Source organism: Microlunatus phosphovorus NM-1 (assembly GCF_000270245.1).
GTDB lineage: Bacteria > Actinomycetota > Actinomycetes > Propionibacteriales > Propionibacteriaceae > Microlunatus > Microlunatus phosphovorus.
On the sequence record NC_015635.1, the window covers coordinates 1,685,525 to 1,705,115 of the forward strand.

Genomic DNA, 19,591 nt, shown 5'->3' on the forward strand with positions numbered 1-19,591 from the left:
AGGTGGAGCTGGCTCAACTCGGCCTTGTCACTGTCCTCACGTTGGTGTTGGCCGCTTTCGTGGCCGGCTGGGTGGATGCGGTCGTCGGTGGCGGGGGCCTGATCCAGCTGCCGGCGCTGCTGATCGGGCTGCCCGAGTCCACTCCGCCGGCAGCGATCCTGGGCACCAACAAGATCTCGTCGGTGTGGGGGACCGCCACCAGTTCGATCCTGTACGCGATCAAGGTCCGACCCGACTGGCGCAGCGTGCTGCCCCTGGTGGTGGGCTCGTCGGTCGGTTCCGCCCTGGGCGCCTCGGTCGCGCGCTATCTGCCGAAGGAGGTCTTCACCCCGATCGTGCTGGTGGCCCTGATCGTGGTGGCGATCTACACCTGGCGCCGTCCTCAGCTCGGCCTGGTGACCGAGCGCAAGCAGGTCGGCCGCCGGCATTATCTGCTGACGCTGGCGATCGGGCTCGGCGTGGGTGCCTACGACGGGATCCTCGGTCCAGGCACCGGCACCTTCTTCGTGATCTTGCTGGTCGGGGTGCTGGGCTGGGGCTTCCTGGACGCCAGCGCCCAGGCCAAGATCGCGAACTTGGTCACCAATCTGTCGGCGATCGCGGTGTTCGCGGCCCATGGGGTGATCTTGTGGCAGCTCGGTTTGCTGATGGGAGCCGCCAATCTGGTCGGCGGCTTCCTCGGCGCCCGGACCGCGATCAGCAGGGGAAACACCTTCGTTCGGAAGGTCTTCCTTGCTGTGGTTGCGCTGCTGATCGTGCGGCTGGCGTACGACGTCCTGCGCGGACTGCTCTGACCTCAGCCACGATGCCGCAGGAAATGCCCTACCCGTTTGTCCGACATTGCCGCTAGGGTCCTGCTCGGTGCGAGGCCTCGGCAGAGGTCTGAGTCAGAGAGGACATCCACAGTGCGGAGCCTGCGGCTGCTGTCGGGTCTGCGCATGGTGCCTCCAGGCATGGTTGCGCTCCTGATGGTGCTGCAGGTGTTGCGGGCCGGACTGGTGCCGGTCTCGGCCTGGGCCACCGGTCTGGTGGTCGCACAGGCGGGGGCCTCGACCAGTTCGGCTCTCGCGCTGGCGTTGGTGGCCTTCGTTGCCGCCCTGTGGCTCGGCGAATCGGTGGGTCACGCGGTCTGGCTCCTCTATACGTATGTGGCCCGGATCGTCGACGGCCAGGTGCGTTCGGAGGTCAGGCTGGCGATCGCTTCCGCGGCGTCGCTGGATGTGGTGGACGACCCTGACTTCCGGGATGACGTGGCGCACGTGATGTCGACCGGTGGCGCCCGTGGCTGGGAGCAGTCGCTCGGCAGCGCCACCTGGGCCCAGCTCGCGCGCTGGTTCGAGCTGTTGGAGATCGCTGCGGTCGGAGTGGTGTTGGTGCCGCTGTCACCGATCTACGCCGTGGCCGCCGTCGCCATGATGCTGGTCAGCAGATGGGCGCTGCAGCGTACCTGGGAACGGGAAGCGGCAGCCGAGGCGGAGGGCGCCCGGGGTCAGCGCCGCACGGCGTACTGGACCGAGCTCGGCACCGGCGACGGCGTCGCCAAAGAGATCCGGATCTTCGGCATCGGCGACTGGGTGCGGCAGCGACGACGGATCGAGGCCGAAACCTACCTGCTGCCGCGCTGGCATCGGCACGCGGTGCTGTTCCGCGGCTTGGTGTTGCCGTTCGGGCTGGCGCTGCTCACGGCCGCCGGTGTCCTGGCCTTCCCGGCCTGGTCGGCCGCCCGCGGTGCGATCACAGCAGCCGACCTGGCGCGCTACATCGTCGCCGGTCTTGGACTAGTGGGTCTGATCGGAAAGGGCTCGGTCGGCTGGCAGGCCGCGTACGGGCAGGTGGTGCTCGACGCCTTGGACCGCGTCCGGGAACGGCTGCGATCGGCGCCGCAACTCGACGATCTGACCTCATCCGATGGTACGATCGAACTGGCCGATCTCGGGTTCCGCTACGGGGACGGCCCGCTGGTATTGGACGGCTTGGACCTGGTGATCGAACCGGGCGAGGTGCTTGCCGTGGTCGGGCCCAACGGCGCCGGCAAGACCACGCTGATGAAGCTGCTGGCCGGTCTGACCGCGCCGACCAGCGGGCGTGCCATGGTGCTGCCGCGTGCCGAGGTGGCGGTGCTCTTCCAAGACTTCGTCCGCTATCCGCTGTCGTTGCTGGAGAACGTGACCTTGTCCGCACCCGGCAGCGACGACCGGGCCGGCGCGATCCGGGCGCTCGAGCTCGCCGGCGCCGCCGAGCTGGCGGACACACTGCCGGCCGGGATGGAGACGCCACTGTCGGCACAGTTCGACGGCGGTGTCGACCTGTCTGGTGGACAGTGGCAGAAGGTCGCGTTGGCCCGTGCGATCTACGGTGTGCAGCACGGGCGCCGACTGATGATCATGGACGAGCCGACCGCGCACCTGGACGCCGGCCAGGAGGCGGAGTTCTACGACCGCGTGGTCAAGACCCTGACCGGAGCGACGATCGTGCTGGTCTCCCACCGGCTCTCCACGGTGCGGTCCACGGACCGGATCGTGCTGCTCGAGCACGGCCGGATCAGCGAGGCCGGTAACCATGACGAGCTGATGCGGTGCGACGGGGAGTACGCCCGGATGTTCCGGCTGCAGGCGAGCAGGTTCGCATGAGACGGCGGATCGGAGTGTTGCGGCACGTTCTCGCGCACTGCTTCCGGGTGAAGCCGGTGGCATCGACGGTCACGCTGCTGCTCTTGGCCATCGACGCGATCGCGGCCACCGTGCTGGCGTTGGTGCAGGGGTCGCTGATCCAGCACGCCCCGGCCGGGTTCGATCGTCAGGTGACGCTCGCGGTCGTGGTCGGTGCCGTCTTCGCTGTGGTGACCTTCGTCGGCTATCGGGTGATAGCGACCCTGGAGCGCGACATCGCCGATGCGGTCGAGCTATTGCTGATCGACGATCTGTTGGACTGGACGACGAGCCCGGCGACCATCGAGCACCTGCAGGATCCGGTCTTCCTGGACCGTCTGTCGGTGGTGGTCCGGCGTAGCAACGGGCTCGGCCACGCGGCCATCTCTGCGGTAGCCCTGGTGTCCTCCGTGGTCTCCGTCATCGTGTCGCTGGCCGTGCTGGCTCGCATCCACCCGGCCTTGATCGGTTTGGCGTTGTGTGCGATCCCGCCGATCCTGTTGGCCGGCCGGGCCGGCGATCTCTATCTCCTCGCGGTGGACAAGAACGCTCATCTGCTGCGGCTCGACGAGCAGCTGAGTGCGATCGCGGTCGGTGCCGGCCCGCTGAAGGAGCTCCTGACCACCGGCTCTGGCGCCCGGTTGGACGAGCGCGCGCGGGCGCTGTGGGACGAGATGGCCGCACACGAGCTCTATGCGCGCGGACTGGCGGTGATCTACACCAGCCTGGGCTGGTTGATCTACGGCCTCGGTGCTGGTGCGGCGGTGTGGTGGGCGATCGTGCTGCGACAGGAAGGCCGGGCCACGATCGGCGATGTTGCCGTGGTCGCGGGGCTCGGTGTCTTCCTGGCGGCGCAGATCATGAACGTGCTGAGTTTCCGGGTCCAGGCTATCGACGCGATGCGGGTGATCGACCACTACGGCTGGCTGCGCGACCGTACTGCTCGGTTGCCGAAGGCAGCCGGTCCGATCGCCAGGATCGACGAGGCTCTGGTGCTTGACGGCATCGGCTACACCTACCCGGGCCGCGACACCCCCACACTGAGCGATGTCTCGATCACCATTCCGGCCGGGACCGTGCTGGGGATCGTCGGCGTGAACGGAGCCGGCAAGAGCACGCTGGCGAAGATCTTGACCGGGCTGATCGAGCCCACTGCCGGCGAGTTGCGGGTCGATGGTGTGCGTGCTCAGACCGGTGCGTTGACTGCGGCCACCACGGGCACCTTCCAGGACTACGCGCACCTGGAGCTGTTGGCCCGGGAAAGCGTGGGCGTGGCCCATCTCGATCGAGCCCAGGACGATGCCGAGTTGGCCGAGGCGGCTGCGGCCGGTGGGGCCGATTCGGTCGTGGCCCGGCTGGAGGACGGTTGGCAGACCCAGCTCGGGACCGCTTTCGACGGTGCCGAACTGTCCAAGGGTCAGTGGCAGCGGCTGGCACTGGCGCGTGGTCTGTTCAAACGCGACCCGACCGTGCTGGTCCTGGACGAGCCGACCGCCGCGTTGGACCCCCAGTCGGAGCACGACATCTTCGCCGCGTTCGCCGAGCGAGCGCAGACTCTGGGTGAGCGCAACGGCGCGATCACGGTGCTGGTGTCGCACCGGTTCTCCACCGTCACGATGACCGACCTGATCATCGTGCTGGACGGCGGCCGGATCGTGGAGACCGGCAGCCACGACGAGCTGATGGCGGCCGGTGGGATCTATTGCGGTCTGTTCGACGCTCAGGCGCGCGGCTACGCCCAGCCTGGCCAGGTCGACAGCGACGCTCCCCACTGACGGGCCACCGTGGTGGAGCGACTCAGTTGGCTCAGTGCCTCCGTTCGCTCTGCCGGGGTGGTGGCGGCCGCGAGCCAGAGGCCGCAGAACGGCTGGAAGCCGGTCTCCATCTGACGGATCAGCTTGGTGGCAGTGGCGGCATTGCGCGGATTGGTGCTGGGCACGTACGCGGCCTTGGCGACCGGCACGTCGGCTTTCCGGTCGAGCAGTCTGGTGCTCAGCCGGTCGCGGAGGATCCGGTGCCGTCGCAGCTCCGCCTCACCGGCGTCCCGACGGGCGCCTTTGAGCCGTCCCAGCGCCAGCTGATAGCCATAGATCAGCGCGTGCAACTGACGGACCATCTCCTGCTCGGCAGCCACCACCGTGACCACCGGCATCGGTGCGCGCGGCCGTACCTTGCCGATCGTGGCAACCCCTGGATCCGGCTTGTCGCCGGCGAGATCGGCGGACTTCAGGATGGCCGCGGTCGCCCCTGCTGACGTGGCCAGAGACCCCCACAGCAGTGCAGCCAGTGCGTTGGCGGGCAAGGCCGTTGCTCGATGCGCGGCAGCGGCGTTGGACTCCGCCGTCAGTAGTTGCTGAACCGCTTTCGCGAAGGTGGGCCGGCTCGATGGGGTGTCCGAGACGCTGGGCGTCGGAGCCGGACCCGTGGACCGGGGATCGGTCGGGTCCGCGGTTCGCAGCGCCGCGGCGTGCGCCAGGTGCTGGTCGCGGATCGACGTCACCAGCCGCCGACCTGTCTTGTCGAGCTTCTTGCCGCCGACGGCCAGCACCAGGGTGGCGCGGGCGACCAGGTCGTCCTCGAGTTGCACGCCGTTGGCGGCCCCGGGAAACAGGGGAGTCGGAACATCGGTGGTCCCCGCCGCACCGGCGCTGCTGCCTGGGGTGCGTGATGCCGACGGCTCCGGAGTGGTCGGCGCTGAACAGCCGGCGACGGCCGCGAGCCCGAGCCCAAGGGCGAGCAGGCTACGCCGCGACGTTCGGGCAGAGTCGGGGACCGGCGTCACCCGCCGAACCTATCTCGGAGAGTGACGCTTCACCCAGATCTCCCGCCGTCAGGCGCGCTCTTGTTTGACGATCTCGCCCGTCGAGGCATCGATGTAGAACTCGGTGTTGCCGCCGCCGCGCACCTCGATCTCCCACACGACCCGGCCGCGGTCTCGATCCAGATCGAGCTCGTGGACTGCGCCGGACGGCTGTGCCTTGAGTGCGACATCGATGGCCTCGACGGCGGTGAACGTCGGTGCCGCTGATCGAGCGACGGCCGGCAACTGCTCCGACCGCTTCCGGCTCACGGTTCCGTTGGTGGCGTCGACATAGACCTCGGTGCCGCTCCCGTTGGTGCCGCGGACCAGCACCGACCAGGTGCTTCCGCGCTCTCGGTCGATCGAGATGACGTCGCCGGCGACTGCGGCCAGCGCGCCCTGTGCGGCGCGAGCTGCCGGATCGGCGTGGCTCGGCTCACCGGGGGCGGGTGCATCCGTGGCGGCCGGAGATTCGGCCGGGGTCGAAGCTGGTGCGGGTGTCGCGCTCGTGGCGCTGGTGGTCGGGGCGGTCTCGCCGGAATCGGCGCCCTCGCTCCCGCAAGCCGAGGTGACCAGGAGCACCGAGGCTGCCGCGAGCAACGGGATCGTACGAAGACTGAACGGGTTTGGCATGCGGGGCAGCGTATCCAGCGCGAGCTGGTCCGGAAACCACCCAGTCTGGGGGATTTCAGGCTAGCTGGCAGCCGTGGAGAACCAGTCCCACGTCGAGGTGGCGACCAGGCAAAGCAAAGGTTGCTACCCTACGTCGTTGAGATGTCAATCAGTACCCGGATGCGTGCGGCAACGGGTGGACTCTCGGTCCGTCTCAGAGCGGTCGCCGGAATTTTTCCGACCGGTCCGGACCTGTTCTATCTGGCAGCGCTGCTGGTGCCTGCGGCACTGTTCGACCTGACTTTGAGTCTGCTGCGAGTCACCAGCCAATACAACGCACCGACCGGTTTCGGGATCCTCGCGCAGCTACGCTCCGATTTCCTCGCCCATCTGGGACTGGCCTGTCTCTGGCTGGTCGCCTTCGGGCTGGTCCGCAACGGTCGGCGCCGACTCGTGCTGCTGATCGTCTGCCAGCTCAGCGTGGCGGCGTACCTGCTCTTCTCGGTGGTCGCGCACAGCTATTACCGCAAGTCGGGGTCGATTCTGGATGCCGGTGGGCTGCGGATGATGATCACCGATCCGGCTGCCACCCGAAGCATCGCGGCGAGCGAGGCGTCCAGCGCCCATCTGTGGTTGATGGCCGGCGTGGTGGCGTACGCGCTGCTCGGACCGGCCCTGCTCTATCGGCTCCGCTACAAGAAGCGGTCCCCGCGCGGCCGCTGGCTCCCAGGAGTGGGCACGCCCGGGCTGCAGCCGGCCGCCGGCTCGTCGCTCAGCACCCGACGCCGACTTTCGCTGCTGACAGTGACGATCGGTTTCATCCTCATCCTCGCCTCGGCGTTCCCGACCCTCACCGGCGCTGGTGCATTCGGCCGCAACCGGGCTCTGGACATCGCCCTGGAGTTCGGTGCCGAGGCAGTGGAGACTCAGCACGCCTCGGCGGAGCGGCTGGAACTGCCCGCGAGCAAGCTGGTGCCCGAGACCACGACGGCCGACGGCCACGCCGCGAGCAAGCGGCCCAAGAACGTCGTGCTGATCACGATGGAGTCCCTGCGCTTCGAGGCCACCTCGCTGGGCAACCCCAGTCGCGACACGACACCGTTCCTCGCCGAGCTGGCGAATCGGAGCACCTTGGCCGAGAACGCGTACACGGTGTTGCCACACACCTCGAAGGCGCTCACTGCGTCGAACTGCGGCTTCATGCCGCCGCTGGACACCAAGCTGACCGAGTCCGAGCCGATCGGCCTGCCCTCGCCCTGCCTGCCGACGTTGTTGCGCGACAAGGGCTATTCGACGGCGTTCTTCCAGTCCGCGGTGGGGGAGTTCGAGCGGCGCCCTGCGCTGGTCCGCAATCTCGGCTACCAGGACTTCTTCCCGGTCGAAGACTTCCCGACCGAAGGCTTCGGCCGGGCCAACTACTTCGGCTGGGAGGACGACATCATGCTCGACCCCAGCCGGGACTGGCTGCGCAAACAGGGCGACAAACCCTTCCTGCTCACCTACCTGACCGTCACCGGTCACCACGACTACACGTTGCCGGCCAGCTTCGAGCTCGAGCACTACTCCGACGACGAGGAGTTCAACAACTACCTCAACGACGCGCGGTATGTGGACCGCTTCGTCTCGAAGGTGTTCGCCATGCTCGCCGCCGAGGGCCACGCCAAGGACACCATGGTGGTCGTCATCGCCGACCACGGTGAGGGCTTCGGCGAGCATGGGCTGCGCCAGCACGACAACACCATCTACAACGAGGGGATCAAGGTTCCCTATCTGGTCTACGACCCCACCGACCAGCGCTCCCGGACCGTGGAGCGGCCGGTCTCGACCCGGAGCGTGCCGGCCACCGTCGCTGACGTGCTCGGCTATCGGCTCACCGGCGGTATGGAGCGTGAAGACTCCCTGTATGCCAGGGACGCCGACGAACCGGTACGGGTCTCCTGCCAGTCCGACAACCGTTGTCTGGCGCTGATCGACGGGACCACGAAGTACATCACTCACTTCGGCAACCGCCCCGATGAGGTGTTCGACCTGGCCACCGATCCGGAGGAGCGTACGAACCTGATCGGTGACGTGAGCGCGGCTCGGCTGAAGGAGCTGCGCGCCGATCTGCTGCATTGGCGCAGCGAGGTGCGCGCCACCTACGCCGGGCACCGTTCCCGCTGAGCCCGCGGCGCAGGTAGGGTCGGACGCTGCAGGTGCCGTCAGGCCTGCGCACAACTGCTCGACCCAATCGGATCGTGGGCCAACCGGAGGACGTATGAAGGACAGCCAACTGAGTTCGTTGTTGACTCCGATCCTGGCCCAGTTCGAGCTGGAGTTGGAGGAGATCGACGTCTTGCCGGCCGGAAAGCGACGGCTGCTGCGGATTGTGGTCGACGGCGAGGGGCCCACCGGTCGCGGGCCGCTGCTGGACGACATTGCCGAGGCGACCAAGGCGATCTCGACCACGCTGGACTCCTCTGACGCATTCGGCAACAGCCCGTACACGCTGGAGGTCTCCTCGCGCGGGGTCAGCCGACCGCTGGTCGTGCCGCGGCACTGGCGCCGCAACGCAGGCCGGCTCGTGCAGGTCAACCTGGGTGATGGAACCGTGGTGACGGGCCGGATCGTTGCCAGCGATGACGACGGTGTCGACCTCGACATCGACGGCACGGAGCGGCGGATCGGCTACGGCGAGGTGGCCAAGGCCATCGTGCAGGTGGAGTTCAACCGTCCGCACCCAGAGCTGGACGAGCCCGAGGAGGCCTGAGATGGATATCGACATGTCGGTGTTGCGGCTGATGGAGCGGGAGAAGGACCTGCCGCTGGGGCTGCTGGTGGAGGCCATCGAGGAGGCGCTGCTCACCGCGTACGAGAAGTCCGACCATCCGATTCCGGGTGCGCGGGTGCAGCTGGATCGCAAGTCGGGTCACGTCGCGGTGATGGTGCCCGAGGTGGACGAGGACGGCCAGGTCGTGGGGGAGTACGACGGCACCCCCGACGGGTTCGGCCGGGTCGCCGCCTCCACTGCTCGCCAGGTGATCATGCAGCGGTTGCGCGATGCCGAGGACGAGCAGAAGTACGGCCACTTTGCCGGCGTCGAGGGCGACATCGTCTCCGGGGTCGTGCAGCAGGGCCGTGACTCCCGCACGGTGCTGGTCGACCTCGGCAAGATCGAGGCGATCATGCCGTTGTCGGAGCAGGTCCCGGGCGAGTCGTACGCGCACGGCACCCGCTTGCGGGTGTACGTGGTGTCGGTGCGCAAGGAGTTGCGCGGGCCGCAGGTCGTGGTGTCGCGGACCCACCCGGGCCTGGTGGAGAAGCTGTTCCGGCTGGAGGTGCCCGAGGTCGCCGACGGCACCGTCGAGATCAAGGCGGTGGCGCGGGAGGCAGGGCACCGCAGCAAGATCGCGGTGGTCTCCAACAGCCGCGACGTGAGCGCCAAGGGCGCCTGCATCGGTCCGATGGGTCAGCGGGTGCGGGCGGTGATGCACGAGTTGAACGAGGAGAAGATCGACATCATCGACTGGTCGCCCGACCCGGCCAAATTCGTCGGTCAGGCGCTGTCCCCGGCCAAGGTGACCTCGGTGACCGTGGTCGACGAGGCTGCCCGCTCCGCTCGCGTCGTCGTGCCGGACTATCAGCTCTCGCTGGCCATCGGCCGTGAGGGCCAGAACGCCCGGCTGGCGGCTCGGCTCACCGGCTGGCGGATCGACATCCGCTCCGACACGGAGTAGCCCGTGCGCCCGACCCTCGCGCGGATGGGCACCGTCAGCGGGGCTGCTCCTCCTCGGGAGCCGGTTCACTCCCGTTGCCGAAGATGTCCAGGCTCGGCAAGGGCCTGGTCGGATCGGCGATGACCAGGCGCTGACCGACGGTGAGGCCCTTGGTGACCTCGATCCGGGTCACGCCCTTGATCCCGGTGGTGATCGTGCGTTCCTCGACGCCCTGCGGACCGAGCACCTGGACCGTCGCCTGACGCTCATCGATCGGGACGGTCGCTGACATCGGCACCACCGGCACGTCGGTCGCGCTGGCCACCTCGATGCGTACGGTCGCCGACACTCCCGTGGTGAGTGCCACCGGGGAGTGGGCCACGCTGATCACCGTGTCATAGCTGCCGGGCGCGGAGGCATTGGGCAGCAGACTGACCGAGGTGACCTTGCCCTGGACCGGCTTGGTGGCTCCCGGCGGAATCACCTCGGCCGGCCGGCCTGCGGTCACCTTGCCCATCAGCGCCAGCGGCACCCGGACGGTCACCTCGGAGGCACCCGAGCCGACGATGGTGATGCCGCTGTCGGCCGAGGCCACACTGTTCTCGGTGAAGTCGATCTGGCCGACCACCCCGGCGATCGGTGCCCGCAGCGTCGCACCGTCGAGATCGGCGCGGGCCTTGCGCACCGCCTGCTCGGCGCGGGTGATGGCGACCAGGTCCTGGGCCAACTGCGCCTTCATCGGGCCGGCCGAACCGCCGACCTCCTCAGCACCCGTCGCCTGGGCCAACAGCTCGGCCTGGGCTTGGGCCAACGCCTCGGCCTGCTGCTTCGCGGCCTTCGCCATCGCCTTGGCCTGGGCCTCGGCCGCTTCGGCAAGGGCCTTGGTCTGGGCGTCCAGCGCCAACTGGCTGACGTTCACCGCCTCGAAGGCGACTTGCTGAGCTGCCATCGCTGTCGACAGCTTCTCCAGGCACATCGCGAGATCGCCTGGGTTGGTGCTCGTCGACTGAGTTGGTGTAGGCGAGGGGGGTGTGGGAGTCGGCGGCGGTGTCGACGAAGTGGGACTTTCTGGGGGCGATGCCGACGCGGTGGGGGATCCCGATGGTGTGGGAGAAAGCGATGGGGATGCAGAGGCTGACGGACTCGCGGTCGGCGAGGGCAAGGTGGTGGTGCCGGGGGTCGGGAGCAGAGGCCGACAGAACTGGTTGGTTTCCAAGATCGCTGTCTGCAAGTCACTCATCGCCTTGGGTATGGGCACGACCTGAGGTCCAGGTGGATTGCCTGGCCCGCTGGCCGGCGGACCGTCCTTTCCAGCTCCGCTGGACGCACCCGGGTCCTTCGACCGCCCCGAGCCATTGTCGGTCCCCGACTGCCGCGGCTTCGCCGTCTGCTGCTTGGCTTCCCGCTCCCGCTTGGCGGCATCCTCGGCAGCCTTGACATCCTCGGAGTATTGGGCTCGGGCCTGGGTCAGCTCCGATTCGGCTTTTACCAGTTCGACCTGCAGCGGGAGCCGCTCGATCCGCGCCAGTCGCTGGCCCTTGGTCACCTTCTCGCCCACCTCGACCCCGAGCCAGGTGACCGTGCCTGCGGTCGGGAACGTCGCACTGGCCTGGTTCACCCTGGTCACCGAGCCGGTGAGATCAACGAGCTCGCTCACTGTGCCGCGCGTGACCTCGACCATCCGATAGTCCGGTGCCGCCGGTCGCAACAAACCGGCCGCGTACGCGCCACCGACCCCGATGGCGGCGAGCGGCACCAGCACGGCCGCGCCGATCAGGATCCTCCGCCCGGTGGCGCCCATCACTCGTTCCTCAGCGCATCGATCGGGGCCAGCCGGGCCGCGCGCGCCGCCGGATACACGCCGGCGACGATGCCGATCAGCAGCGAGACACCCAGCGCCAGTGCGGTCGCACTCACCGACGGCACCACCGGGAAGTCGGTGAGCACCCCGATGACCCAGGCGACCCCCATCCCCAGCAGCAGTCCGAGCATCCCGCCCAGCAGCCCGAGCATGCTCGCCTCGACCAGGAACTGATTGCGGATCGCGGCAGGGGTCGCGCCGAGTGCCTTGCGCAGGCCGATCTCACGGACCCGCTCAGTGACCGAGACCAACATGATGTTCATCACGCCGATGCTGCCGACCAACAGCGAGATCGCGGCGATCCCGCCCAGGGCGGCGGTCAGGATCGCCGTCGTCTGGTTCGCCGTGTCGATCAGGCTCTGCTGGGTGAGGATCGAGAAGTCCTTGGCGCCCTCGGTGTTGCCGTGCCGCGTCATCAGGGTCCGCTCGATCTGCTGGTACGCGGCCGACAACGACTCCTGGTCCTTGGCCTGGAGGTAGAGGGTGTTGACGTCGTTCGGGTTGGACGAGGTGTCGATCTGCTGCAGCAACGTCGTCCGCGGGATGACGAGCAAATTGTCCTGGTCTTCACCGAGCGCGCTGCCGGCACTGTTCAGCACTCCGATGACGGTAAAGCTCTGGCCGGCGATCGTGACCTCGGCTCCCAGCGGATCGCCGCCGCTGAGCAGTTGCTGTGCCGTCGTCGTTCCCACCACTACGACGCGGGCGCCGCGGGCGGCCTCGTCGGCGGAGAAGAACCTGCCCGATTGGACCGTCCGACCGCGCACCGACAACCAGTCCGGGGTGCTGCCGGCCAGGCTCACCTCCTGCGACTCCTCCCCGGACGTCACCGTGGTGTAGCTCTCGTTGGTCGGCGCGACCCCGACGACATCCGGGGCGTTGACCGGATCGGCCAGCGCCTCGACGTCAGCCAGGCTCAGGGCCGCGTACGCGAAGCTCTGGTAGCCGTCTGGATCCTCCGGCTGTGGGTCGGGGCCACCTGGCGTCACCATGATCAGGTTGGTGCCCATTGCCGTGATCTGTTGCAGGACGAGGGTCCGGGCGGCTTGGCCCAGCGCGACCGTCAGCATCACCGCCGCGATGCCGATCAGGATGCCCAGCACGGTCAGCGTGGAGCGCATCCGGTGGGCACGCAGGGCGCCGTATGCGGTGCGGAAGGTCTCCAGTGCGTTCATGAGGTCCCCGGGCCGTTCATCCGGTGCGCTCCGGCAGACCTTCGCTGAGTTCGCCGTCGAGCATGTACACGGCCCGGCCGGCCCGTGCGGCCACATCGTGCTCGTGGGTGATCAAGACGATGGTGCGGCCTTCGGCGTGCAGACCGTCGAACAGTCCGAGCACATCGGCGGTCGAGGTGGAGTCCAGGTTGCCGGTCGGCTCATCGGCCAGCAGCAGGGCCGGGTTGGTGACCAGCGCCCGGGCGATGGAGACCCGCTGCTGCTGACCGCCGCTCAGCTCACCGGGCCGGTGGTCGACCCGATCGGACAGGCCGACCTGGGCGAGCGCCTCCCGTGCTCGGGACCGACGCTCGCCGAGCCGGACACCGGCATAGATCAGGGGCAGCTCGACGTTGCGGAGTGCGCTGAGGGATGGCAGCAGATTGAACTGTTGGAAGACGAATCCGATCTCGCGGTTGCGCACGTGCGCCAGGCGCCGCTCGTCCATCCGACTGACATCGTTGCCCTGCAGCAGATACTGCCCGTACGACAGCCAGTCGAGGCACCCGATGATGTGCATCAAGGTGCTCTTCCCGGAGCCGGAGGGGCCCATCACGGCGACGTACTCACCGGCTTGGACAGCCAAGTTGATCCCGCGCAACGCCTCCACGGCCGCTGCGCCGGTGGCGTACGTCTTGCGCACCTCACGCAGGTCCAGCACCGGCACCCTCATGGCTCAGCGCTCCGGAAGACCGTAGTAGACGATCTCGTCGCCGGCAGCGAGTCCGTCGAGGATCTGGGTGCGGTTGCCGAACGTCTCCCCGAGCTTGACCGGCACCTGCTGATCGGTGCCGTCGACGACCTTGGTGACCATCGTCTGACCGTCGATCTCCTCGATGGCGATGGTGGGGACGGTGAGCACGTTCTTGTGCTTCTTCACTGTGATCGTCACGGTGTTGGTGCCGCCGATATAGAGCCCGGAGTGCTTGCCGCGGATCTCGATCGTCGCGGGGAACGTGACGGCGCCGGTGCCGGACGAGCCGATCACGCCGATGGTCCGAACGAACGCCTGCAGCTTCTTCGACGACCCCGTGGCCGTGACTGTCGCGGTCTGACCCTTCTTGATCAGGCCGATGTCGTTGCTGCTGATCGCGATGTCGACGATCCAGCGGCCCGGATCGACGACGACGATGTCGGCGGCCGCGGCTCGGCTGGCGGTGTCGCCGAGTCCACTGGCGCCGGGGTCGCTGCCACCCGGATCCATGCCCGAACCCATCCCCGGATCGAACTCGGCCTCGGAGTTGCCCGGATCAGTCGAGCCCGCTCCCTGACCGGACTGGGTGCCCTTCTTGATGTTGACTGCGGCGACGACGCCGTCCAGGGTGCTCCGCAGGGTCGCCTTCTCCAGGTTGTGCTCGGCGAGCCGGAGTTGTTGCCGGGCGCTCTCCACGCCGGCGCGGGCGGCCGCGATCGTGGCGGCCCCGGCCTTGTCCTTGACGGCTTGGTCCAACTGCTCCTGAGCGGCCTCGACCTCGGCCTCTGCCACGGTGACTGCGGACCGCAGGTCGGCGGTGTCGATCCTGGCCAGCACCTCGTCCTTGGTGACACGATCGCCGACTTTGACCTGGACGGAGGTGACCTTGCCCGGAGTCGGGAACGACAGATAGCCGGCATTGCGTGGCGCGAAGGTGCCGCTCGCGGTCACCGTCTGTCGCTGGGTGGACCCGGTCACCGTCTCGGTGGTGCGCGGGTTCTCGGCGTTCATCATCGACTGGCCGGCCGACAGCGCGCGCCATGCCAGCAGGCCGAGGGAGCCGGCGACGAGTGCGACCGCGACGATGATCACAATCGGCAGCCAGCGTCGCTTCCTCTTGGTCGAGTCGCGGGGCTTGCGGCTCACGGGAGTGCTCCTGGTTGTCGATCTCTAGGTAGAGCAAGACTGTGCCCCGACCCTAGGTGAGGGCGGTGTCACGGTCTACCGGGGTTTCCCCTGAACCGTAGGCTGCTCCGGTGAGGGAGTACGCGTTGCTGGTGCAGCCGGCGGCCAACCGTGTGTATGCCGCGGCGTCCGTCGGGCTGACCTGCGCTGAGCTGGAGGTGCTCAACCGGGCGGTGCTCGGTGGCGCGATCAGCGGGCTGGGGCCGGCGACGATCGCCGGGGTGCCGTACGTGGTGTTCGAGGCGGGCGAGCTGGACTCGCGAGCTGTCGGCTATCTGGCGAACCTGTCGTCGGCTTTTGCGCTGTTCGCGCGGCGAGGTGCCCTGCTGGAGCCGGTGGAGCTGAGCCCACTCGACCGGTTCGACGACGATCTGCTGACCATCCAGAAATACCAGGGCAAGACCAACGAGCACTTCACAAAGCTGCTGCTGAATGTGACGGTGCTGTCGTCGGCGGCCGCCTCTCAGATGCTGGATCGGCGCCTGCGGGTGCTGGATCCGCTGGCCGGGCGAGGTACCACCCTCAACCAGGTCCTGATGTACGGCTGGGATGCCGCAGGGCTGGACCTGGACGAGAAGGACTTCGACGCGTACGCGGCCTTCCTGCAGACCTGGCTCAAGCGCAAACGGCTCAAGCACCACGCCGAGGTCACTCGGATCCGGCGACAGAAGCAGAGCATGGGTCGTCAGCTGAAGGCCTCGGTGGGTATTGACCGGGACAGCTACAAGGCAGGGGATGCGCTCGAGGTGACCTTCGTCCACGGTGACACTCTGCGTGCTCCCGAGTTCTTCGCGGCTGGGTCGTTCGACGCGCTGGTCGGGGACTTGCCGTACGGGGTGCGGCACGCAACGCGACCGGGTGGACCGCGAGAGCTGCATCGCAGCCCGCTGGAGCTGGTCGCCGCGGCGGCGCCCGGGTGGGCCCGGCTGTTGCGGCCTGGTGGGGCGATCGGCCTGTCCTGGAACACGGTGGTGGCCCCGCGAGAGGAGATGCTGGCCGCCTTGGCGGCGGCGGGGTTGGAGTCGTTGGATTCCGGGCCCTATCGCGAGTTCACGCACCGCGTCGACCAGTCGATCACCCGCGACATCGCAGTGGCTCGCAAGCCATGACTGTCGGTGTGCGAGGGCCCGTACGCACCTGCGTCGGATGTCGGCAGCAGGCCGACAAACGGAACCTGTTGCGGATCGTGTGGCGGCCGGCTGGGCCGATCGTGGACCCCGCGCAGGTCGAGCCGGGGCGCGGCGCCTACCTGCACCGCGACGAGAGGTGCCTCCAGCTCGCGATCAAGCGCCGGGCGATCGGCCGGGCGCTGCGGCTGTCTCCCGGACAAGCCGTCGACCCCAGGGCCGTCACGGCAGCCGTGCTGGCCGCACTGCCCGCTGCGTCAGTGCCCGTCGAACAGGCGACTTCGCGTAATCGGGGAACGTTGGCATAGGATGTCTCCTTGGACCGGCCCCAATCCGGGGTCGGACGTTTTTTGTGCCAAGCGCCGGCTGTAATGACGACCGGTGCCGAACCAGAAGGTGGGCTAGCGCTCATGACCACTCCATGAGAACCCCTCGCTGAGCATGAACGACAACTAACTGGTCCGGCGACTCCTCGACCGGACCGCAACAAGGAGAGCAGTGGCCAAGGTCCGTGTCTACGAGCTTGCAAAGGAGCTCGGAGTCGAAAGCAAGACTGTCCTCGCGGAAGCGAAGGACATGGGGGAGTTCGTTCGATCGGCCTCCTCCACCCTGGAAGCCCCGGTCGTTCGTCGGCTGAGGGAGAAGCTCACCGGCGGCGGTGATTCGACGGCCAAGAAGTCAGCGGCCGCGCCCACCCGCCCGGTGACCACACCGGCCCCGGCGTCGGCCCGCCCCGGCCCAGCGCCGACCAAGAGCGTCCCGACGGCCCGTCCGTCAGCGACCCCGGCCGCGCCCGCGGCCAAGCCAGCGGTTCGCAACGGCGATGCACCGTCGACCCGTCCCCCGAGCACACCTTCGACCGGTACGCCGTCGGCCCCGGTGACTCGTCGTCCTGCTCCGAGTGTCGTGCCGCGGGCCCCCGGTCAGCCGGTCCGGCCCGCTGCCCGTACCGATCGCCCTGACCGTACCGATCGCCCTGACCGTGCCGACCGTGGGGCCCCGCCCGCCGAGAACGCACCGAGCACGCCACCGGCAGCGAGCACGCCGACCGCCGAGCAGCCGACCACGCCGGCTCGCCCGTCCCCGCGGCCCGAGCCGCGTGGCCCGGTCCCAGGTCAGGGCCAGGCTCCGCGTCCGTCGGCGCCCGCGCGGCGGGATCAGGGCGCCCGCCCCGATCAGTCTCGTCGTCCCGACCAGGCCCGTCGCTCGGATCAGCCGCGTCGTCCCGACCAGCCTCGGCGAGGCGAGGGACAAGCTCGTCCGGGCACCCCGGGAGCACCAGGCCAGGCTCAACCGGGTCCGCGGCCACGCACCGGGAGCACCGGCGGTCTGCCGGGTGCGACTCCTGGTCCTCGTCGTTCCGGTGGCGCACCGCGCCCGGGCAACAATCCGTTCGCCCCGTCGCAGGGCATGGGCCAGTCCCGGCCAGGTCGCCCGAGCGATCCGAGCCGTCCTGGTGGCCCTCGGCCACCGGCCGGTCGGACTGGTGCTCCAGGTGCCGGTGGCCCCGGTGGCCCGCGTCCCGGTGTCCCTGGGATGCCGCGCCCCAACCCGGCGATGATGCCCAAGCAGAGTGCGCTGGGCGGTCCGAGCAGCCGCACTGGCGGTCGTCCCGGTGGTCCCGGTGGCCGCGGTCGCAGCGGCGGACCGGGTCGTCCGGGTGGTCCCGGCGGCAGCGGTGGTCCCGGTGGTCCGCCCAGCGGGCGCGGTGGCCGCGGTGGTCGTGGTGGCACCCAGGGTGCGTTCGGTCGCGCCGGGGGTCCGGTTCGTCGCGGTCGCAAGTCGAAGCGTCAGCGTCGTCAAGAGTTCGACCAGATGCAGGCACCGGAGATCGGTGGCGTACGCATCCGGCAGGGTGACGGCCAGACGGTCCGGCTCGCTCGGGGCGCTTCGCTGACCGACCTCTCGGAGAAGATCGGCGTCGACGTGTCGTCGCTGGTCCAGCTGCTGTTCAACATGGGCGAGATGGTGACGGCGACCCAGACCGTGTCCGAGGACACGTTGCAGGTGCTCGCCGGTGAGCTCAACTACAACATCGAGGTCGTCTCGCCTGAGGACGAGGACCGCGAGTTGCTGGAGAGCTTCGACATCGAGTTCGGCGAGAACGAGGGCGGCGAGGAGGATCTCGCGGCGCGTCCGCCGGTGGTCACCGTGATGGGTCACGTCGACCATGGCAAGACCAAGCTGCTGGACTCGATCCGGCAGACCAACGTGGTGGCGGGCGAGGCCGGCGGTATCACCCAGGCCATCGGCGCCTACCAGGTGTCGACCGAGGTCGACGGCGAGGATCGCAAGATCACCTTCATCGACACCCCGGGTCACGAGGCGTTCACCGCCATGCGTGCCCGTGGTGCGAAGTCGACCGACATCGCGGTCCTGGTGGTCGCAGCCGACGACGGCGTGATGCCGCAGACCATCGAGGCGCTCAACCACGCCCTCGCGGCGGAGGTCCCGGTCGTGGTCGCGGTCAACAAGATCGACCGCGAGGGCGCCGATCCCACGAAGGTACGCGGGCAGCTCACCGAGTACGGCCTGGTGCCGGAGGAGTACGGCGGCGACACGATGTTCGTCGACGTCTCCGCCATCACCCGGCAGGGCATCGACGAGCTGCTCGAGGCAGTCATCCTGACCGCCGACGCGGCGCTCGATCTGCGGGCCAACCCGGACATGGATGCACAGGGTGTCGCCATCGAGGCGCACCTGGACAAGGGCCGCGGCCCGGTCGCGACCGTCCTGGTGCAGCGCGGCACGCTGCGGGTGGGCGACTCGATCGTGGCCGGCACCGGCTACGGCCGGGTGCGGGCGCTGCTCGACGATCACGGCAGCAACGTGACCGAGGCTCCGCCGTCGTTCCCGGTCCAGGTGCTCGGTCTGACCGCGGTGCCAGGTGCGGGCGACAGCTTCATCGTCGTCGAGGACGACCGGATGGCTCGACAGATCGCCGAGCGTCGCGCGGCTCGGTTGCGGATGGCGGCCCAGGCGGCCGGCACCCGGCGCAAGACGCTCGACCAGCTGTTCGAGCAGCTCGAGAAGGGCGAGACGCAGGAGTTGCGGCTCATCCTCAAGGGCGACGGCGCTGGTTCGGTCGAGGCCCTGGAGGACGCACTGTCGAAGATCGACGTCGGCGACGAGGTCAGCCTGCGGGTCATCGACCGCGGTGTCGGTGCGGTCACCGAGACCAACGTCAGCCTGGCGGCGGCCTCCGATGCGGTCATCGTCGGCTACAACGTCCGGCCGCAGGGCAAGGCGACCGAGCTGGCGGATCGCGAGAACGTCGACATCCGCTACTACTCGGTCATCTACCAGGCGATCGACGAGATCGAGGCCGCCCTGAAGGGCATGCTGAAGCCGATCTACGAGGAGGTCCAGCTGGGCCAGGCGGAGATCCGCGAGATCTTCCGCTCCTCGAAGGTGGGCATCATCGCCGGCTGCATGGTGATCGACGGCGTCATCCGGCGCAATGCCAAGGCGCGGCTGCTGCGCGAGGGCGTGGTCATCCACGACTCGAGCATCGGTTCACTGCGGCGGGAGAAGGACGACGTCACCGAGGTCCGCGAGGGCTATGAGTGCGGTCTGACGGTCGCCAACTACTCCGACATCCGGATCGGTGACATCGTCGAGACCTACGAGATGCGCGAGAAGGCACGGAACTGAGATAGGCCGTATCGGACCCCGGGCCCTGAATGGCTCGGGGTCTGTGCGCGTCTGCATCCACGCACCACTCAACGCTTGGTGCTGCTCGGTCAGCCTCGTTG

15 protein-coding genes are annotated in these 19,591 nt (G+C 68.6%); 9 read left to right on the forward strand and 6 right to left on the reverse strand.

Annotated elements, in window-relative coordinates:
* The first annotated feature begins 2 nt into the window (after positions 1–2).
* From MLP_RS07575 to MLP_RS26185, 3 genes are all read left to right on the forward strand, one after another.
* Positions 3–794: a sulfite exporter TauE/SafE family protein gene (locus tag MLP_RS07575; protein ID WP_013862457.1), complete on the forward strand. Its 792-nt coding sequence runs from the start codon at positions 3–5 to the stop codon at positions 792–794.
* Positions 795–905: 111 nt separating this feature from the next.
* The gene (locus MLP_RS26180) at positions 906–2,630 is read left to right on the forward strand and encodes an ATP-binding cassette domain-containing protein (RefSeq protein ID WP_013862458.1); all 1,725 of its coding nucleotides are present in this window, start codon (positions 906–908) and stop codon (positions 2,628–2,630) included.
* A complete protein-coding gene (locus MLP_RS26185; RefSeq protein ID WP_013862459.1) occupies positions 2,627–4,423 on the forward strand; it encodes an ATP-binding cassette domain-containing protein in 1,797 nt (598 codons plus the stop codon). The genes MLP_RS26180 and MLP_RS26185 overlap by 4 nt, the downstream gene beginning before the upstream one ends.
* Here the strand turns inward: MLP_RS26185 and MLP_RS07590 are convergent.
* Together MLP_RS07590 and MLP_RS26190 are read right to left on the reverse strand one after the other, a co-directional pair.
* The gene (locus MLP_RS07590; protein ID WP_013862460.1) at positions 4,381–5,430 is read right to left on the reverse strand and encodes a DUF4439 domain-containing protein; all 1,050 of its coding nucleotides are present in this window, start codon (positions 5,428–5,430) and stop codon (positions 4,381–4,383) included. The genes MLP_RS26185 and MLP_RS07590 overlap by 43 nt on opposite strands.
* A 48-nt stretch (positions 5,431–5,478) precedes the next feature.
* Positions 5,479–6,081, reverse strand: coding sequence for a PepSY domain-containing protein (locus tag MLP_RS26190; RefSeq protein ID WP_013862461.1), 603 nt, complete (start codon positions 6,079–6,081; stop codon positions 5,479–5,481).
* Between the two features lie 141 nt (positions 6,082–6,222).
* Here MLP_RS26190 and MLP_RS07600 point away from each other — a divergent pair, with 141 nt between their 5' ends.
* The 3 genes from MLP_RS07600 to nusA all read left to right on the forward strand — a co-directional run bounded on the left by MLP_RS07600 (position 6,223) and on the right by nusA (position 9,776).
* Complete coding sequence (locus MLP_RS07600) at positions 6,223–8,223, forward strand: sulfatase-like hydrolase/transferase (protein WP_083843743.1); 2,001 nt, start codon at positions 6,223–6,225, stop codon at positions 8,221–8,223.
* A 94-nt stretch (positions 8,224–8,317) separates the two neighbouring features.
* Complete coding sequence (gene rimP, locus MLP_RS07605) at positions 8,318–8,809, forward strand: ribosome maturation factor RimP (RefSeq protein WP_013862463.1); 492 nt, start codon at positions 8,318–8,320, stop codon at positions 8,807–8,809.
* A 1-nt stretch (position 8,810) separates the two neighbouring features.
* Positions 8,811–9,776 (forward strand): transcription termination factor NusA, encoded by a 966-nt coding sequence (gene nusA / locus MLP_RS07610; RefSeq protein WP_013862464.1) that lies wholly within the window; start codon positions 8,811–8,813, stop codon positions 9,774–9,776.
* A 34-nt stretch (positions 9,777–9,810) separates the two neighbouring features.
* On the opposite strand, the gene MLP_RS07615 is transcribed toward nusA, so the two are convergent.
* Genes MLP_RS07615 through MLP_RS07630 form a run of 4 tightly spaced genes read right to left on the reverse strand, consistent with a single transcriptional unit; the run spans position 9,811 to position 14,670 of the window.
* The gene (locus tag MLP_RS07615; RefSeq protein WP_041789834.1) at positions 9,811–11,556 is read right to left on the reverse strand and encodes an HlyD family efflux transporter periplasmic adaptor subunit; all 1,746 of its coding nucleotides are present in this window, start codon (positions 11,554–11,556) and stop codon (positions 9,811–9,813) included.
* Entirely contained in the window at positions 11,556–12,791 is a 1,236-nt protein-coding gene (locus MLP_RS07620) for an ABC transporter permease (RefSeq protein ID WP_013862466.1), read from the reverse strand. Before MLP_RS07620 ends, MLP_RS07615 begins: the two co-directional genes overlap by 1 nt.
* A gap of 16 nt (positions 12,792–12,807) precedes the next feature.
* On the reverse strand, positions 12,808–13,503 hold the full coding sequence (locus MLP_RS07625) for an ABC transporter ATP-binding protein (RefSeq protein ID WP_013862467.1): 696 nt from the start codon (positions 13,501–13,503) through the stop codon (positions 12,808–12,810).
* Between the two features lie 3 nt (positions 13,504–13,506).
* Entirely contained in the window at positions 13,507–14,670 is a 1,164-nt protein-coding gene (locus tag MLP_RS07630) for an efflux RND transporter periplasmic adaptor subunit (protein WP_013862468.1), read from the reverse strand.
* Positions 14,671–14,780: 110 nt separating this feature from the next.
* Between MLP_RS07630 and MLP_RS07635 the strand changes: the two genes are divergently transcribed.
* From MLP_RS07635 to infB, 3 genes are all read left to right on the forward strand, one after another.
* Positions 14,781–15,818 (forward strand): TRM11 family SAM-dependent methyltransferase, encoded by a 1,038-nt coding sequence (locus MLP_RS07635; protein ID WP_013862469.1) that lies wholly within the window; start codon positions 14,781–14,783, stop codon positions 15,816–15,818.
* Complete coding sequence (locus tag MLP_RS07640) at positions 15,815–16,144, forward strand: YlxR family protein (RefSeq protein ID WP_013862470.1); 330 nt, start codon at positions 15,815–15,817, stop codon at positions 16,142–16,144. Before MLP_RS07635 ends, MLP_RS07640 begins: the two co-directional genes overlap by 4 nt.
* Positions 16,145–16,334: 190 nt before the next feature.
* Positions 16,335–19,490, forward strand: a complete 3,156-nt coding sequence (gene infB, locus MLP_RS07645; RefSeq protein ID WP_013862471.1) for a translation initiation factor IF-2 — start codon at positions 16,335–16,337, stop codon at positions 19,488–19,490.
* Positions 19,491–19,591 lie beyond the last annotated feature (101 nt).

What these genes read in the sequence shown, in the direction of transcription:
- MLP_RS26185 (WP_013862459.1), top strand. Translation starts at nt 2,627, where the DNA reads ATGAGACGGCGGATCGGAGTGTTGCGGCACGTTCTCGCGCACTGCTTC.
- MLP_RS26190 (WP_013862461.1), bottom strand. Translation starts at nt 6,081, where the DNA reads ATGCCAAACCCGTTCAGTCTTCGTACGATCCCGTTGCTCGCGGCAGCC.
- MLP_RS07600 (WP_083843743.1), top strand. Translation starts at nt 6,223, where the DNA reads ATGTCAATCAGTACCCGGATGCGTGCGGCAACGGGTGGACTCTCGGTC.
- rimP (WP_013862463.1), top strand. Translation starts at nt 8,318, where the DNA reads ATGAAGGACAGCCAACTGAGTTCGTTGTTGACTCCGATCCTGGCCCAG.
- nusA (WP_013862464.1), top strand. Translation starts at nt 8,811, where the DNA reads ATGGATATCGACATGTCGGTGTTGCGGCTGATGGAGCGGGAGAAGGAC.
- MLP_RS07615 (WP_041789834.1), bottom strand. Translation starts at nt 11,556, where the DNA reads ATGGGCGCCACCGGGCGGAGGATCCTGATCGGCGCGGCCGTGCTGGTG.
- MLP_RS07620 (WP_013862466.1), bottom strand. Translation starts at nt 12,791, where the DNA reads ATGAACGCACTGGAGACCTTCCGCACCGCATACGGCGCCCTGCGTGCC.
- MLP_RS07625 (WP_013862467.1), bottom strand. Translation starts at nt 13,503, where the DNA reads ATGAGGGTGCCGGTGCTGGACCTGCGTGAGGTGCGCAAGACGTACGCC.
- MLP_RS07640 (WP_013862470.1), top strand. Translation starts at nt 15,815, where the DNA reads ATGACTGTCGGTGTGCGAGGGCCCGTACGCACCTGCGTCGGATGTCGG.